The following is a 16706-nucleotide window of genomic DNA, read 5'->3' on the forward strand; positions in this document are numbered from 1 at the left end:
AAATGTAACGAATTGCTTGAGATTCTAATGGGCGATGCTTTCGAAGCAACCTTACTCTAGGCCATATTCACGGACCATTAATCCGCGACTGGCCCCCGCCGTTTCTCTGCCAATGTTGGACCAATAGTTCCAGCGTTCTAGTAGGTATGCTTTGCGTTCTTCAGTCATCATAACCGTGCGTTCGAACGCTGCATCAGGACTATTCAGCGCTTCGATGCCTAGTGATGGTATTGGCCCGGTGCTGTACACAGGCGAAAAAGCAAACGGGACAATTCCCTTGGTGGTTAGCTTGGCTGTGATTGATTGGCTGTGATTGTAATTTGGACTGAGCGAATCAAAACTCCGCGCGGTCTCGTCTGCCGCAAGTTGACTGTTTCGTTTAAAACGAAGTTGTTTCGGATTGTTATGCGTGCTATTCGGTCCAAACTCAGACTCGCGTCCATAGACCAAGAGGAATTGTGGAACTATAGGCCGGTCTTCGTACTTATCAACAGTAAAGAGATATTTTCTTCTGAAAATGTCTCTATTTCCTTCAGTGTTAAACCATGCGCGCCAATTGTTTAATTGGTCTCGGGCTTGGGAAAAATCTGCGGTAGGCGTGCCTTTTTTGGTGAACCAGAGCTTCGAAGGCTTCTCGATTTCAATCAGAATCGGAGTTATGAGACCGGAGCTGCGGGTCACCCACATGAAATCGGGAACGTACGAATCGCCCGCACCTACTAGAGCAGGTTGAGTGAAAAGTAGCCCCAAATCTGATCCATGATGTCCACCAGGCCCTACGTCTCCGCTGCCTCCAGGAACCATTGCTGGGTGTAACTCGAGGAATTGCTGCACTTGATTCTCTTCCGGATCAGATCCCAAAAGTTCTCTCCACTCCTCCCTTGCTTTTGTCTCATAGGTCTGCCAATCGAGAGGTAAGGGGCGCGCGGAATTATTGTCCGGTTTGAGTGATTCGAACTTGTGGGGTGCAAGGTTGTGTTCCAAAGACATGGCAAAGACAGTATCAGTGCCTAAGACAAAGAATGTTCGCGCTTGACGTCATGGACGAGTGACTGCTACCGAGGGTGCCTGGAGTTAGAGCACGACCGGTTCGGTTTCCGGATGCGCGTTCTGCTCGGTTGCCGCCGCCTCAAGCCGGCGGTCGCGACGGGAGAATAGCTGGGCGAGTAGGGCGATGAGCGCGCTCGCCGCCATCAGGATGCCGTATAGGGTCGCGACGGTGGCCAGTCCGAGCATGGGTTCCAGCGCCCCGCCCACCAGGACCGGCACGCCGAAGGAGAGGTAGCTGATCGTGTAGATCGCCGAGAGTAGACCCGCACGGTGGTGCGGTTCCACCGTGGTTGTGAGCATACGAAGCGGCGCCTGGAAGCCCGCGCCGAAGCCGATTCCGCCCACCACGCTAGCGACCAGCACCAGGGCAAACACCTCGGTGTCCACGGCGATGATGATCAGCGCCGACCCGGCAATGAGCGCCACCAGCCCGGCCAGCAGCGCGCGTCGCGGGGCAACATTGCGGGTCAGAATTCCGGTGAGCGCACCGATCAGGGTGAAGAGGCCGATCAGCAGGCCCGAGAGGAGGTGGTCGGTGAGACCGAATCGAACAACCAAAATCGAAGGAAGCAGGGCTAGGAAGAGTCCGCCCAGTCCCCAGCTGGCGGCGAAGGCACCGGCGAGTGCCCCGAAGAGCGGGCGCGAGTCGCGCGGGATCGCCAGGGCGGGACGTAGTGATGCGAGTCCGCCGGGGCGTCGGGTGACGGTCTCCGGAACCCACAGCAGGGCGATCGCGAGCAGGACCAGCAGGGTCGCGAAGGATGCGTAGACGGTCACCTCGGGATTGGGCGCCCAGCGTGCCAACATACCCGATGCCACCGCGCCGAAAGCCAGTCCGATGCCGGGAACCGCGCCGTTGAGGGTCGCGGCGAGGGCGGTGTTTCCCCGAGGTGCATTATCCAGCATGGCCGCGCCGAGGGTGCCCATCATCAAGCCCACCGAGGCACCCTGCACCACGCGCGCCAGGATGAGGGTCTCGAACCCGCTGGCAAAGATGAAAAACCCCATCGCAATCAGCAGACCGGCCAAGCCGATCGCGATCAGCGGCTTGCGGCCGATGTAGTCCGAGAGCGCTCCGGCTGTCAGCAGCGTGATCAGGAGCCCGCCCACATACACCGCAAAGACCGCGGTGGTCTGCAGCGGGGTGAGGTGCCATTCGGCGCTGTAGATCGGGTAGAGGGGAGACGGAGCGGAGCCGGTGGCGATGGCGGTGAGGAGGATCCCGGCGAGGATCCAGATCCCGCCTCGCCGCGAAGAAACCGAGGAATTCATCGAGTTTGCCTTCCTGGGGAAATAAGTACGAGAATTTTCGTACTCGAAAAGAGTACTACCAAACTCGTACTAAGGGGCAAACGGAGTATGCTGGTCGCCATGACTACGCAGATTGACCAGGTACCGAGCCTGGAGGAGCGTCTAGAGCAGCCCGAGCCGCGCGACATGAGGGCCGACGTGGTGTTTGCGGCGCTGTCGGATCCGCTGCGCATCTCGATTGTCCAGCGGCTGATGAGCGAGGGTGATGACGCCTTCCGCTCCTGCACGTGGGTCGGAATCGACCGCCCCAAATCCACCCTGACCCATCACTTCCGGGTGCTACGGGAGGCCGGTATCATCGAGCAGCGCCGATACGGGACCGAGCGTCGCAGCCGCGTTCGGATGGACGACCTGGCAGCCCGCTTCCCGGGGCTCCTGGAGATGGTGCTCGCCGCACCCCTGGGATAGCCCACCCTCCCCGCATGCAACAGGCCGACCCGACGTACTCGGGTCGGCCTGTTGCATGCGGGACGTGAACCCCTAAAGCGAGGAAAGGCCCGAACCTTGCGGTTCGAGCCTTTCAGTACTGTCTCAACACAGTGTGCGCGGAAGGGGACTTGAACCCCTACGCCCTAATACGGGCACCGACCGTTTCATCGCAACCGTGAGTGTACCCAGGGGTGAATTTCCGCGAAATTACCGGTGTTTTGCGGGGTTGTGTGATGGTGGTCCGGAGCGATCTGGTGCACATTTTGTTGACGCTTTTGCTGTACGCCGCGAGTGTCGCGGTCGCTTTACCCGAACCAGTTGAGGTGCTCTCGGCGCGCCCGCCGATTGAGCATGTATTCAAAATCGAGCGTCCTGTCTCGTTCCCCAAAACGAGGAAAGGCCCAGATCCGAAGATCTGAGCCTTTCAGTACTGTCTCAACATGGTGTGCTGCTGTAAATGGTACTGCGGGACGTGAACCCCTAAAACGAGGAAAGGCCCGAACCTTGCGGTTCGAGCCTTTCAGTACTGTCTCAACACAGTGTGCGCGGAAGGGGACTTGAACCCCTACGCCCTAATACGGGCACGCCATTCCGCCACCCGCGCGGGTAACTTCCGATTTCTCGGCTTGATCACTTTCGTGACCGGCGTTTGTTGTCCGGGCCGTGGCCGTTCCAACAGTTCCGGCATTCGGTTTGGATGCACGATAGCCTTGTGGTCATGACCGAGGCCCAGAATGACGCGGAATTTGCGCTCGATGAGACTGCAATTATCACGCGCGAACTTATCCAGATGAACACAACAAACTACGGCGACGGTGTGTCGAACGGGGAGACGGAGGCCGCCGAATACGTGGAGGCGAAGCTGCGGGCGCTCGGGCTTAAGCCGCAGTTGTTTGACGCCGCGCCGGGGCGTACGAGCGTGGTTGCGCGTGTCGCCGGTCGCAACCGGGACAAGGGTGCTCTCGTGGTGCACGGACACCTCGATGTGGTGCCAGCCGAGCCGGAGAACTGGTCGGTGGATCCGTTTGGTGGCGTGATCAAGGACGGCATGATCTGGGGCCGCGGTGCCGTGGACATGAAAAACATGGATGCGATGATCCTGACCTCCCTCGCCGATGTGCTGGAGCGGGGTGGTCCCGAACGCGACCTGGTTATCGCCTTCTTCTCCGATGAGGAAAACGGCGGCATCTTCGGGTCCCATTACCTGGTGGACAACCACCCGCACCTCTTCGCCGGTGCCACCGAGGCGATCAGCGAGGTCGGTGGATACTCGGTCACCGTGAACGATAAGCGGGCCTACCTGCTGCAGACGGGGGAGAAGGCACTGGTTTGGGCCAAGCTCGTGGCCACAGGAACGGCCGCCCACGGGTCGCGGGTGCTTGAAGACAATGCGGTGACCAAGCTCGCCCGGGCGGTCGCCGCGATCGGGTCGATCCAGTGGCCCGTGCGCCTGACCGATACCACCGAGGCGCTGATCGCCTCGCTCGCGGGCATGCTCGGGGTGGATCCGCAGCGGGTGGGTCCGGAAGAGATCGCGCTGGCCACCGGCCCGGCCGGGGCATTTATTCATGCCTCGCTGCGTACCACCAGCAATCCGACCATGCTCTCCGCGGGATATAAGCACAACGTGATTCCCGACCGGGCCGAGGCTCGGATCGACATTCGCTGCTTCCCCGGGGAGGAGGCCGAAGTCGTGGCGCAGCTGCAGGCGCTGATCGGTGACGACGTCCGGATCGAGATCTCCCACCAGGATGTGGGCATCGAAAACCCGGCCACCGGAACGCTGGTGGACGCGGTCACCGCGGCCCTCGGCAAGCACGATCCGGGTGCTCCGGTGCTCCCGTATCTGCTCGCCGCGGGCACGGACAACAAGGCACTGTCTAAACTTGACATTGCCGGTTATGGTTTTGCTCCGTTGAAGCTCCCGGCCGATCTTGATTTCCCGGCGATGTTCCACGGCGTCGACGAGCGTGTTCCCCTGGACGCCCTCGTGTTTGGCCGCGCGGTTCTCACCGATCTGCTTCTTGACTACTAATCCCCACAGAAGAAAGTACCCCTCGCGTGGAATTTATTAACGCCATAATTTTGGGCCTGGTGCAGGGCCTGACGGAGTTCCTCCCGGTCTCCTCAAGTGCCCACATTCGCATCGTGGGTGCCTTCCTCGGCACCGGTGAGGACCCCGGCGCCCGGTTTACCGCGATCATCCAGATCGGTACCGAGCTCGCGGTGATCCTGTACTTCTGGAAGGACATCGTTCGCATCATCGGTGCCTGGTGCAAGGGCCTGGTGGGGAAGGTGCCGCGCACCGATCCCGACGTGAAGATGGGCTGGCTGATCATCCTCGGCTCGATCCCGATCGTGGTGCTTGGACTGCTGTTCAAGGACGACATCGAGACCACCTTCCGCTCGCTGTGGTTCACCGCCACGACCCTGATCGTGTTCGGTATCATCCTGGGTGTCGCCGACTGGCTGGGGCGCAAGCGCCTCGAGGTCAAGGACCTCACCTACGGTCACGGCATTATCTATGGTCTGGCCCAGTCGCTGGCCCTGATCCCGGGCGTCTCGCGTTCGGGCGGCACGATCACCGCGGGCCTCGCCCTCGGATACACCCGGGCCGCCGCCGCTCGCTATGCATTCCTGCTGGCCATCCCCGCCGTGATGGGCGCCGGCTTCTACCAGGTGTACAAGGCCTTCACCGACACCTCGGGAGCTCACGAACCCTTCGGTGTGGCCGCGACCATCGTGGCGACCATCGTCGCCTTCGTGGTGGGCCTCGTGGTCATCGTGTTCTTCATGAACTACATCTCCAAGCGCAGCTACCTGCCGTTCGTGATCTACCGGATCGCGCTCGGACTGGTGCTGTTTGTGCTGCTGGGAACCGGGGTGCTGTCGGCATATGGCAACTAGCCTCGGGACCATCCCCTCGTGGACCGCACCGCGGGTACCGGCACTGCCCGGTGTCGGCGGCGCGCCGCGCATCATGAACACCGCAACCGGGGCGTCGGCGCTGGCCGAAACCGACGGGGTCGCGGGCCTCTACGTGTGCGGCATCACCCCGTATGACGCAACCCACCTGGGCCATGCCTCGACCTACCTGGCCTTTGACACGCTGCAGCGCGTCTGGCTGGATGCCGGCTACGAGGTGCACTACGTCCAGAACGTGACCGACGTGGATGACCCGCTACTCGAGCGAGCCGCCGCAACCGGCGTGGATTGGCGCGCGCTGGCCGCCGACCAGATTGAACTGTTCCGCACGGACATGGCGGCCCTCAGTATCCTGCCGCCGCGCGAGTATGTGCCGGTCACGGACACCATCGATGCGGTGGCGCTGGCCGTGGCCGAACTTCTGGAGTCGGGCCTCGCATACCGGGTCGAAACCGCCGATGCCGAGGGTGAGGACATCTACTTTGATGTCGCAGCCGCCGCCTCCAAGGGTCCCTGGACCCTGGGATCGGTGAGCGGGTACACCCGCGAGCTGATGCTGACCCTGTCCGCCGAGCGCGGCGGGGATCCCGAGCGTCCGGGCAAGCGGGACGCCCTGGATCCGCTGCTGTGGCGCGCCGAGCGGCCGAACGATCCGTCCTGGCCGGCGGCAATTGGAGCGGGCCGTCCGGGCTGGCACATTGAGTGCAGCGTGATCGCCACCGGCCTGCTGGGGGAGGACTTCACCGTGCAGGCCGGCGGGGGAGACCTGCCGTTCCCGCACCACGAGTTCAGCGCCGCCCACGCGTCGGCGCTGACCGGGGAGCCGCTGGCTCGCATCTACAGCCACGCGGGTCTGGTGGCCTTCGAGGGCGAGAAGATGTCGAAGTCGCTGGGCAACCTGGTGCTGGTCTCCAAACTGCGTGCGGCGGGAACCGAGCCCGCGGCGATTCGCCTCGCGGTGCTCGCCCACCACTACCGCAGCGACTGGGAGTGGTTCGACGCCGACCTGAGCGGTGCCGAGCGCCGCCTGGAATCCTGGCGTGACGCCGGATCGAACCCGGTAGCCGGATCGACTCTGGCGCTGTTGGAGCGCGTGCGTGCAGCCCTGCAGGACGACCTGGATACCCCGGCCGCCCTCGCGGCGATCGATGAGACCCTGGCCACGATCGATGACACCGAGCTGTTCGCCGATCTGGTGTCGGCACTGCTGGGAATCACGCTCTAAACCGATTCCCGCTCACACAAAACGCCGCCCGCAATCTGCGGGCGGCGTTTTGTGTTGGGGTGTCTTAGGCGGTGGGGGAGCCCGGGAGTCCGGGACCATCGGGGTTGTCCTGACCCGAGCCCGAGCCAGAATCGGACCCGGAGCCCGATTCAGCGCCTGAGCCGGACCCGGAATCAGAACCATCGCCGGTGCCAGAACCAGGGTCAGACTCCGGCACGGAACTGGGCTCCGCCTCCGGCACGGAACCGGACTCCGCCTCCGGCACGGAACCGGACTCCGCCTCCGGGGCGCTGTCCAGGAACCGGCGGAACTCCCGGGCGATCGCCTCGCCCGAGGCCTCGGGATCCTCAACCGTGTCGCGGGCCTGCTCCAGCTGGGTGATGTAGTTCACCATGTCGGGGTCCTCGGCGGTCAGCGCGGACACCGTCTGCTCCCACTCGGCGGCCTCGGCCAGCAGATTGCCACGCGGAATCACCACCCCCACGAGCTCCTCGATCCGATCGATCAGGGCCAGAATCGCCTTGGGTGAGGGGGTATTGTGCACGTAGTGCGGGACCGAGGCCCACACCGACAGGGTGGGAATTCCCACGGCCTCGGCGGCCACACACAGCACGTTCAGGATGCCCACCGGGCCCTCGTACTGACTGCGCTCCAGCTCAAGCTCCCCGCGAATCTCGGCGTTGTCGCTCGAGCATTCGATCTGGATCGGCCGGGTGTGCGGGGCGTCGGCCAGGACCGATCCCATCACGATGATGCGGCCGATATCGTGCACCAGCGCGGTGTCCAGCACCTCGGAGACAAACGCCTGCCAGCTTCGGCTGGGCTCGGTGCCCAGGAGCAGATAGACCTGGGACTCGTTGCTGGTGCTGGTGCGCGCGCCGAGCGATTCGGGGATGAATGCGGGCTGCGCCTCGATGCTGTCGGCGTCGCCGGTTGCCTCGCCCGGCGCATAAAACACGGTTTCGGGCCAGCGCAGCGCGCGGCGTCCCGACTCGTCGAAATAGATCGTCGGACGGGTGAATTGGAAATCGTAATAGGGTTCGGGATCGATGCGTTTCACCGGGGTCGCCGCCAGGTGTTCGCGCAGCACCTTGGCCGCCCCGGATGCCGCCTCACCGGCGTCATTCCACCCCTCGAAGGCCACCACTAGAATTCGCTCAGTCACCAGATTCTCTCCTGCATGCTCGTGCCCGTGATCGCGTCCGAGGGACGCGCGGGCGTGATTACACCCTACTGCCCGGGCCGGACCAGGTAACATGGGACCCCGTGACCACTCAGCTTCCCGCCGCAGTCCTCTGGGACATGGACGGCACCCTCGTAGACACCGAACCGTACTGGATTGCCACCGAACGGGAGCTTGTGGGCTCCTATGGTGGCACATGGACCGAGGAGGACGCCCTGCAGATGGTGGGCTCGGGCCTCTGGGAGTGTGCCGCGGTCCTGCAGAGCAAGGGCGTGGCGCTGGAACTGGATGAGATCGTGTCCACCATGACCGGCCGCGTGATCGCCAAGATCGAGGAGCACGGCGTGCCCTTCCGCCCCGGCGCGCTGGAGCTGCTGCGCGAGCTGCGGGAAAACAACATCCCCACCGCCCTGGTCACCATGTCGATTCGAACGATGGCCGAAAAGGTCATCGACATGATCGACTTTCCCGCCTTTGATGCGCTGGTGACCGGAGACTCGGTCACCCACGCCAAGCCCCATCCCGAGCCCTATCTGCTGGGTGCCGAGGCGCTGGGTGTGGACATCCGTGCGTGCGTGGCCCTGGAGGACTCGCTCCCGGGCATCACCTCGGCGGCCGCCGCCGGCACCACCGCGATCGTGGTTCCCCACGCCACGCAGGTCGCCGAAACCCCCGACTTTACCGTTTGGCCCACCCTGGAAGGGGTGACGCTGGATGATCTGAGCGCGCTTGTTTGGCGTCGCACCACCCTCAATAACACCCAGGAGATTTCTTCGTGAGCATTGTCCCCGGCACCGAGCGGGCCCTCAACTCCGGCCCCTTCCGCCTTGGCGACCGCGTCCAGCTGACCGGCCCCAAGGGCCGCAAGAACACCTTTGCGCTGGAGGAGGGTGGCGAGTTCCACTCGCACCGCGGCGTGATTCAGCACAGCGCGATCATCGGCCTGCCCGACGGTTCGGTAGTGGTGAACTCCGCCGAGGAGGAGTACCTGGCGCTGCGCCCGCTGCTGATCGACTTCGTGATGTCGATGCCGCGTGGCGCCGCGATCATCTACCCCAAGGATGCAGCCGCCATCGTCGGCGACGCCGACATCTTCCCCGGTGCCACCGTGGTGGAGGCCGGCGTGGGTTCGGGCGCGCTGTCGCTCTGGCTGCTGCGCGCGATCGGTCCGCAGGGCACCCTGAAGTCCTATGAGCGTCGCGAGGAATTCGCCGATGTCGCCCGGGCAAACGTCACCACCTTCTTTGGCTACACCCCGGAGAACTGGTCGATCACCGCCGGCGACCTCGCCGAGACCCTTCCGCAGACCACCGAGCCCGGCACCGTGGACCGCATCGTCCTGGACATGCTCGCCCCCTGGGAGTGCATCGACGCCTGCCTGGATGCCCTGGTGCCCGGCGGCGTGCTGCTGTGCTACGTCGCCACAGTGACCCAGCTGTCCCGCGTGGCCGAGGCCATGCGCGCCACCGGACGGGTCACCAACCCCAGCTCGAGCGAGAGCATGGTGCGTGGCTGGCACGTCGAGGGTCTGGCTGTGCGTCCGGATCACCGAATGATCGCGCACACCGGATTCCTGATCACCGCCCGCAAGCTTGCCGACGGCACGATCATGCCCGAGCTCAAGCGTCGAGCCTCCAAGACCGAGTTCAGCGCCGAGGACGTCGAGGCCTGGACTCCCGGTTCGCTCGGCGTGCGCGAGGCCAGCGACAAGTCGCTGCGCAAGCGTGTGCGCGAGGCCCAGGCCGCGGCCGAGTCCTCGCTGAGCCGCGATTTTGATGCGGATGCCGCACGGGACTAATCCCTCCGGTTGCACGCGGCGACGACTCGCCGCGTGCAACCTTTCCCCCTCGCGTTCAATCCTCAGCATCCGGTCACCTAGACTGGTCTGACGATCGCGTTGACTTTTCAACCGCTTCCTATTCCTGACCCAAAGTGAGGTACCGTGCGCACCACCCCCGCACTCATCGTCGCCGCAGCGCTGCTGGTTGGCGGCGGCTTGACCGCGTGTTCCACCGTTGCCCCGTCGGCCGCAGACTGCAAGCCCGCGATGTCCTCGGGGAAGGCCTCGGATGACATCAAGACCAGCGGGAAGGCCGGGTCGGTCGCCAAGGTGGAGATCCCGACCCCGCTGTACGTGGACAAGGGCAAGGGGCAGCGCACGGTTGTGCGTGAGGGCACCGGCATTCCGATCACCGGCAACCAGGTGATCACCATGAACTTCTCCCTCTACAACGGCGAGAACGGCGAGCTGCTGCAGTCCAGCGAGCAGACCGGTCCGCAGCCGTACCTGGTGAACAGTCTGCCCGAGCAGTTCCGTCCGGCGCTGGAGTGCGCTCAGGCCGGTTCTCGGATCGCATCGGCCGTGGGTTCGGAGCAGTCCGAGGGTAAGTCGCCGGCCATCGTGTTTGTGGCCGACATCACCTCGGTTCTGCCGGACCGCGCCTACGGGCGCGACGTCCCGGTTGTGGGATCGGGCTTCCCGAGCGTCGTGAGCGCGCCGGATGGTACTCCGGGTCTGACCATCCCCAAGAGCAAGGCACCCGAGGAGCTCAAGGTCGCCACCCTGATCAAGGGTGACGGTAAGGAGCTCGGCGCCAAGGACACGTTCGCGATGAACTCGACCGTGGCCAGCTGGAACGAGCGCTCGATCATCTCGACCACCTGGACCTCGAAGACCCCGCAGGTTGCCGCGCTGGACAAGCTGGGCAAGGGGCTCGCCGAGGCACTGAAGGGCCAGACCATCGGCTCGCGCGTGCTGGTGGTTGTGCCGCCGAAGCTGCAGGACCCCGCCGAGCAGGGCAACGGAAGCGCCATCATCTACGTGGTGGACATTCTGGGCACCGTCTCGGTCTAGTTCGAACTCTCGAATACGCCGCATCCCCGCACGGGGGTGCGGCGTATTTTTGTCTCGAAAACCCACCGCGCGCCGCGCCCGACACGAATCAACCACCGGCCGCCACAACACGCTAAACTGAATACGTGTTCGAATCTACTCGCGCCACCCCGCCCCGCGTTCCCGTCGAGGAACGGCTCTTCAGCCTGGTTCTTGCGCTGCTCGCAAGTGAACAGGGGCTGACCAAAGCCGAAATTCTCTCCACCGTGCAGGGATATCGCCAGCGCTTCGTGCGCGGCGGGGATAACACGTCACTCGAACGTCAGTTCGAACGCGATAAAGATGACGTACGTGAGTTGGGTATCCCGCTGGAGACCGTGGAGCCTCCGGGGGAGAGTGGCAACAACCAGCTGCTGCGCTACCGCATCCCCAAGGGTGAATACGATCTGCCTGCCGAGGTCACCTTCTCGCCGGCCGAGATCGGGGTGCTCTCCCTGGCCGGCACCGTGTGGCGTGAGGGATCGCTCTCGGATGAGTCGCAGCGTGCGCTGCATAAGCTCCGGGCGCTGGGGGTGGAGTCCTCGGATCCGCTGATCGGCTACGCGCCGCGGCTGCGCACCCGGGAGAGCGCGTTCGCGCCGCTGAACACCGCGATGGATCGCAAGCTCGAGGTTGCCTTCGACTACCTCAAGCCCGGCGACGAACACGCGCGCCGTCGCCGCGTGGCCCCGCTGGCCCTGGTGCAGCATGAGGGTCGCTGGCACGTGCACGGCATCGACCGAGACGCCGAAGAGCCGCGCACCTTCCTGCTCTCGCGCATCCTGGGCGCGGTGACCACCACGCGTCGCTCCTTTACCGAAGACAACGCGGGGAGCGCCGAGCGCGCCCTGACCGACCTCCGGGGCCTCTATGAGAGCCAGTGTGCGCTGCTGGATGTGCGCCCGAACACCGAAGCTGCCCGCCGCCTGCTCACCCGCGCCCTGGATCGCGAAGACGCCCCGCTGCGGGTGCACTATACCGATGTCAACGTGTTTGCCGACGAGCTCGCCGGCTACGGGCCCGAGGTTCTGGTGCGCGAACCCGCGGCCCTGCGCGACGCGGTCATCGAGCGACTGCGGCGGACGCTGCGCAATCATACGGCCGAGGCCGTATCCGATCGATCCGAGGGGGAGTCCCGATGACCAAGTCCACCGCCCGAGCCGGTGCCGGGCTGCAGGGGCGCGATCGACTGGCGTTTCTGCTGGTCCTGGTGCCGTATCTGATCGAGCATGAGCAGGTCAGCGTGGCCACCGCCGCCGAGCACTTCGGGGTGGGGGAGGCGCTGATCCGTGAGTCGGTCGCGCTGATCGCCGTGTCCGGCGTCCCCGGCGAGACCAGCGCCTATCAGCATGAGGACCTCTTCGACATCGACTGGGACCTGTTTGAACAGCGTGATCAGATCGTGCTTACCCGGCTGGTGGTCATCGACGATTCCCCGCGCTTCTCGGCGCGGGAGGCGGCCGCGTTGATCGCCGGGCTGCAGTATCTCTCGGCGCTCCCGGGGTCGGCCGACGACGAGGTAATCGGTTCGCTCATGTCCAAGCTGGCGATCGGCTCCTCGGGCCGCCCGACCGAGGTGGCCGTGGCCGCGAGTCCCGCCACCGCCGCCCTGGTGCCCGTGCGGGATGCCCTCGCCCAGCGCCGCGAGCTGAGCTTTGACTACCTGTCGGCCGACGGCCGGACCGAGCACCGAACCGTCGATCCACTCCGGGTGGAATCGCTGGATCGGGACTGGTATCTGCGGGGCTGGTGCCACCTGCGCCAGGCCGTGCGTACCTTCCGCATCGATCGAATGAACAGCGTCGAGATCGGCGAAAACCAGGCCCAGCACGGTGCCGACGACCTCAGCGTTCCCTCGGATTTCTTCCAGCCCTCGGCCACCGATCTGACCGTCACGATCAACATCGACACCGCCGCCCTGCCGATGATCGCCGAGTTTTTTACCGCCGACTCTCAGGTGCGCGAGGTGGGCAACCGCTCACTGGTGAACCTGCGGCTGGGGCACGTACACGGCTTCAAGCGCGTGGTGGCGGGACTGGGAGGCCTCGCCGAGGTGACCGATCCGGGAACCGCCCGCGAGGAGGTTGCGGCCTGGTCCCGGGAAGCACTGGCCGGATACGGCCTGTAATCGACCTCCCTGCGGTTCGAACGGATTCGCGGTAGACTCGAAGTGTACGTACGTGTACACCAACCAGAGGATTTCCCATGCAAAACCTGCTCGCCGGATGGCACCTGCCCGTCCTGCTGTTCATCATTCTGCTGATCTGGGGCGCGCCGAAGCTTCCCGGCCTGGCTCGCAGCCTGGGGCAGTCGATGAACATCTTTAAGAGCGAAATCCGTGCCGGCAAGAAGCCCGAGGGTGACTCCACCCCGGCTGAGCCGACCGCGGACGACGCCCCGACCAAGAACTAAGCCCGTCGTGGCGGTTAGCGCCAAGCCGGTGAAAAACCGGGAGGGACGTATGTCCCTCGGCGCGCACCTCAGAGAGTTCCGCAAGCGTCTCTTTATCAGCGCCCTCGGCATCGTCCTGGCGATGATTGTTGGGTTCATCTTCTCCCGGCAGGCGATTGCGGCAATCTCCCAACCGATCAAGCAGCTCAGCACCACCGGTACCGCGCTGCTGAACTTTGATACGGTCACCTCACCGTTTGACCTGCAAATGAAGGTGGCACTCACCATCGGTGTGGTGCTCTCCTCTCCGGTGTGGCTCTCGCAGATCTGGGCGTTCTTTATGCCCGCGCTGACCCGCAAGGAGAAGCTCTACGCGGCCGGCTTTGTGGGCGCGGCGATTCCGCTGTTCCTCGCCGGCTGTGTTGCCGGGTGGCTGGTGTTCCCGCATATAGTCGAGGTGATGGCGTGGTTTACCCCCGAGGGTGCCGCGAACATCTACCAGGCGGGCTACTACTACGACTTTGTGCTCCGGCTGATCCTGGCCGTGGGTATCGCCTTCGTGTTGCCGGTGCTGCTGGTGCTCCTCAACTTTGTGGGGGTACTGAGCGCACAGGGCATCATCGGTGGATGGCGCTGGGCCATCCTGATCATCGCGCTGTTCTGTGCCGCGGCAACCCCGGCCGCGGACATCGCCTCGATGTTCCTGCTGGCGATCCCGATGGTTGTGCTTTACTTTGGCGCCTGGGCAGTTGCCTGGATGCATGATCGACGGGTGGCCAAGCGTGATGCGGCCGCCGCCCTGGACCCGGAAGGCGCAAAATGACCACCTCGCCCCCTGAGCCCGCGGCAACCCCGATTACCGATCAGGTGTTTGATGCCGGGCTCTCGGCCGAGGTCGCCCCGGTGGTTGCCCCCGAGCGTCCCGATGTGGTCGGGCCGGTCGCGACCGCCTTCATGAAGGGTCAGAAGTTTGCGCTGGATCCGTTCCAGCGTGCCGCGGCGATCAGCGTCGAGGCGGGGAACGGCGTTCTGGTCGCCGCCCCCACCGGTGCCGGTAAAACGGTGGTGGCCGAGTTCGCGATCTTCGCGGCGATGCAGACCGCATCGCAGAAGGTATTTTACACCGCGCCGATGAAGGCGCTGAGCAATCAGAAGTATTCCGAGCTGGTGGAAACCTATGGGGCGGACCAGGTGGGTCTGCTCACCGGCGACGCCAACATCAACTCCGGTGCCCGCATCGTGGTGATGACCACCGAGGTGCTGCGCAACATGCTGTACGCGGGCTCGTCCCTGCTGAACCACCTGGCCTATGTGGTCATGGATGAGGTGCACTATCTGGCCGACCGCTTCCGCGGCGCGGTGTGGGAGGAGGTCATCATCCACCTGCCGCGCTCGGTGCGGCTGATCGCGTTATCGGCCACGGTGTCCAACGCCGAGGAGTTTGGTGACTGGCTGCAGGCCGTGCGCGGCAACACCGAAGTCATCGTCTCCGAGGCGCGCCCGGTCCCGCTGGATCAGCACGTGCTGGTGCGCGGCAAGCTCGTGGACATGTTCGAAACCGAGTTCCGCGGCGATACCCGCACCGTCAATCCCGAGTTCATTCGGATGGCGCACGGCGGGTTCCAGGGATCCTCCCGCGGCCGTGGCCGTCGGGAACGCGACCGCCGTCCGCGCCGCCCCCTGCCCGGGAGCGGCCAGCTGGATCGCGCGGGTCTGGTGGAGCTGCTGGGCGAAAGTGACCTGCTGCCGGCCATCTTCTTTGTGTTCAGCCGCAACGGCTGTGATCAGGCGGTGCGCCAGGTGCTGCGTACCGGTGTCCGGCTGACCACGGCCGAGGAACGCCGGGAGATCCGCTCGATCGTCAACGATCGCACCCGGACGCTGCGTGACGAGGATCTCGCGGTGCTCGACTTTTGGCGCTGGCGCGACGGCCTGGAGCGCGGCGTCGCCGCCCACCATGCGGGTCTGCTGCCAGCCTTCAAGGAGGTCGTGGAGGAGCTCTTTCGGCGCAAGCTGGTCAAGGTTGTCTTCGCGACCGAGACCCTGGCACTGGGCATCAACATGCCCGCGCGTACCGTGGTGCTGGAAAAGCTGGAGAAGTTCAACGGCGAGGCCCGCGTGCCGATCACGCCGGGGGAGTACACCCAGCTGACCGGTCGTGCCGGGCGGCGCGGGATCGACGTCGAGGGTCACGCGGTGATCCACTGGCGCGAGGAGCTCAACGCCGAGGCCGTGGCCTCGCTGGCCTCCAAGCGCACGTATCCGCTGCGCTCAAGCTTCCGGCCGACCTACAACATGGCCGTCAACCTGATCGATCAGTTTGGTCGCAACCGGACCCGCAACATTCTGGAGTCCTCCTTTGCGCAGTTCCAGGCCGATCGTGCGGTCCTGGGGCTTGCCCGTCAGGTCCAGGAGCAGCGTGCCTCGCTCGCGGGCTACGCCGAGTCGATGGCCTGTCACCTGGGCGATTTTGCCGAGTACTCGCGCATTCGTCGCGAGCTCACCGATATCGAACGCAAGTCCAATGAGCACGGCTCCAAGGCTACCCAGCGCCGCCGTCAGGAACGCCTGACCGAGCTGCGCGGGCAGATGCGTGAGCACCCCTGCCACCGCTGTCCCGAGCGGGAGCAGCACGCACGCTGGGCCGAGCGCTGGTGGAAGCTGAAGCGCTCCACCGACTCGCTGACCCGACAGATCAACGAGCGCACCGGCGCGGTGGCCCGGGTCTTTGACCGGGTGACCGACGTGCTCAAGGACCGCGAGTACCTGGTGAAGGACGATAACGGGGCCCTGGTGCTCAGCGAGAGCGGGCGAATCCTCAAGCGCATCTACGGCGAACGCGACCTGCTGGTTGCCGAGTCGCTGCGCCGCGGACTCTGGCGTGAGCTGGATGCGCCGCAGCTGGCGGCGATGGCCTGCGCGCTGGTGTACGAGCCGCGCCGGGACGAGGGCAACCTCGACGAGCGTGACCTGCCGGGTGGCGCGTTCCGCGATGCGCTGCGCGCGACCGAGGAGCTGTGGTCCGTGCTCGATGATACCGAGCGAGCCCATCAGCTCCCCGGCAGCGAGCCGCCGTCCACCGGTCTCTCCCACGCGATGTTTGAGTGGGTGCGCGGACGCGACCTGGATCAGGTGCTGCGCGAGGCCGATATGGCCGCGGGAGACTTTGTGCGCTGGTCGAAGCAGACCATCGATCTGCTGGATCAGCTGGCCAATGTCGCGGATCCCGAGGTTGCGACGGTCGCCCGTCGTGCGCTGAACGGTGTGCGTCGCGGCATCGTTGCATACAGCTCGGTCTGATAGAAGTTGAGGGACCCGCG

The 16706-nt window shown here is 64.8% G+C and carries 15 protein-coding genes and 1 tRNA gene; 12 read left to right on the top strand and 4 right to left on the bottom strand.

Translation table 11 applies throughout. The features are described 5' to 3' along the window. Window positions 1–51 precede the first annotated feature (51 nt). Together IE92_RS17695 and IE92_RS0103115 are read right to left on the bottom strand one after the other, a co-directional pair. Window positions 52–990: a Shedu anti-phage system protein SduA domain-containing protein gene (locus tag IE92_RS17695; RefSeq protein WP_081863827.1), complete on the bottom strand. Its 939-nt coding sequence runs from the start codon at window positions 988–990 to the stop codon at window positions 52–54. 84 nt (window positions 991–1074) lie between these two features. Next, on the bottom strand, window positions 1075–2322 hold the full coding sequence (locus tag IE92_RS0103115; RefSeq protein WP_051701525.1) for an MFS transporter: 1248 nt from the start codon (window positions 2320–2322) through the stop codon (window positions 1075–1077). A gap of 99 nt (window positions 2323–2421) precedes the next feature. Between IE92_RS0103115 and IE92_RS0103120 the strand changes: the two genes are divergently transcribed. Next, the gene (locus IE92_RS0103120; protein WP_030143421.1) at window positions 2422–2769 is read left to right on the top strand and encodes an ArsR/SmtB family transcription factor; all 348 of its coding nucleotides are present in this window, start codon (window positions 2422–2424) and stop codon (window positions 2767–2769) included. Window positions 2770–3332: 563 nt separating this feature from the next. On the opposite strand, the gene IE92_RS18130 is transcribed toward IE92_RS0103120, so the two are convergent. Further along, a tRNA-Asn gene (locus IE92_RS18130) sits at window positions 3333–3394 on the bottom strand. A 114-nt stretch (window positions 3395–3508) separates the two neighbouring features. On the opposite strand from IE92_RS18130, the gene IE92_RS0103130 reads away from it, so the two are divergent. Genes IE92_RS0103130 through mshC form a run of 3 tightly spaced genes read left to right on the top strand, consistent with a single transcriptional unit; the run spans window position 3509 to window position 6940 of the window. Then, entirely contained in the window at window positions 3509–4825 is a 1317-nt protein-coding gene (locus IE92_RS0103130) for a M20/M25/M40 family metallo-hydrolase (protein WP_030143423.1), read from the top strand. A 26-nt stretch (window positions 4826–4851) separates the two neighbouring features. Further along, entirely contained in the window at window positions 4852–5697 is an 846-nt protein-coding gene (locus IE92_RS0103135) for an undecaprenyl-diphosphate phosphatase (RefSeq protein WP_030143424.1), read from the top strand. 10 nt (window positions 5698–5707) lie between these two features. Then, entirely contained in the window at window positions 5708–6940 is a 1233-nt protein-coding gene (gene mshC / locus IE92_RS0103140) for a cysteine--1-D-myo-inosityl 2-amino-2-deoxy-alpha-D-glucopyranoside ligase (protein ID WP_030143425.1), read from the top strand. 64 nt (window positions 6941–7004) lie between these two features. Here the strand turns inward: mshC and IE92_RS0103145 are convergent, their stop codons facing one another. Next, window positions 7005–8105: a PAC2 family protein gene (locus tag IE92_RS0103145; RefSeq protein ID WP_245601206.1), complete on the bottom strand. Its 1101-nt coding sequence runs from the start codon at window positions 8103–8105 to the stop codon at window positions 7005–7007. 101 nt (window positions 8106–8206) lie between these two features. On the opposite strand from IE92_RS0103145, the gene IE92_RS0103150 reads away from it, so the two are divergent. From IE92_RS0103150 to IE92_RS0103185, 8 genes are all read left to right on the top strand, one after another. Continuing rightward, window positions 8207–8902 carry an HAD family hydrolase gene (locus IE92_RS0103150; protein WP_030143427.1) on the top strand — a complete coding sequence of 232 codons (696 nt, stop codon included), beginning with the start codon at window positions 8207–8209 and terminating at the stop codon, window positions 8900–8902. 2 nt (window positions 8903–8904) lie between these two features. After that, a complete protein-coding gene (locus tag IE92_RS0103155; protein ID WP_030143428.1) occupies window positions 8905–9921 on the top strand; it encodes a tRNA (adenine-N1)-methyltransferase in 1017 nt (338 codons plus the stop codon). A gap of 144 nt (window positions 9922–10065) precedes the next feature. After that, a complete protein-coding gene (locus tag IE92_RS0103160; protein WP_030143429.1) occupies window positions 10066–10977 on the top strand; it encodes an FKBP-type peptidyl-prolyl cis-trans isomerase in 912 nt (303 codons plus the stop codon). A gap of 125 nt (window positions 10978–11102) precedes the next feature. After that, window positions 11103–12137 carry a helix-turn-helix transcriptional regulator gene (locus IE92_RS0103165; protein WP_030143430.1) on the top strand — a complete coding sequence of 345 codons (1035 nt, stop codon included), beginning with the start codon at window positions 11103–11105 and terminating at the stop codon, window positions 12135–12137. Then, on the top strand, window positions 12134–13123 hold the full coding sequence (locus tag IE92_RS0103170) for a helix-turn-helix transcriptional regulator (protein WP_030143431.1): 990 nt from the start codon (window positions 12134–12136) through the stop codon (window positions 13121–13123). The genes IE92_RS0103165 and IE92_RS0103170 overlap by 4 nt, the downstream gene beginning before the upstream one ends. 77 nt (window positions 13124–13200) lie before the next feature. Next, window positions 13201–13407 (top strand): twin-arginine translocase TatA/TatE family subunit, encoded by a 207-nt coding sequence (locus IE92_RS0103175; RefSeq protein WP_030143432.1) that lies wholly within the window; start codon window positions 13201–13203, stop codon window positions 13405–13407. A gap of 49 nt (window positions 13408–13456) precedes the next feature. Continuing rightward, on the top strand, window positions 13457–14209 hold the full coding sequence (gene tatC / locus IE92_RS0103180; protein WP_030143433.1) for a twin-arginine translocase subunit TatC: 753 nt from the start codon (window positions 13457–13459) through the stop codon (window positions 14207–14209). A 131-nt stretch (window positions 14210–14340) separates the two neighbouring features. Beyond that, entirely contained in the window at window positions 14341–16686 is a 2346-nt protein-coding gene (locus tag IE92_RS0103185) for a DEAD/DEAH box helicase (protein WP_156027422.1), read from the top strand. Window positions 16687–16706: the final 20 nt, after the last annotated feature.

This window comes from Mycetocola saprophilus (genome assembly GCF_000718085.1).
In the GTDB taxonomy this organism is placed as follows: Bacteria; Actinomycetota; Actinomycetes; order Actinomycetales; family Microbacteriaceae; genus Mycetocola; species Mycetocola saprophilus.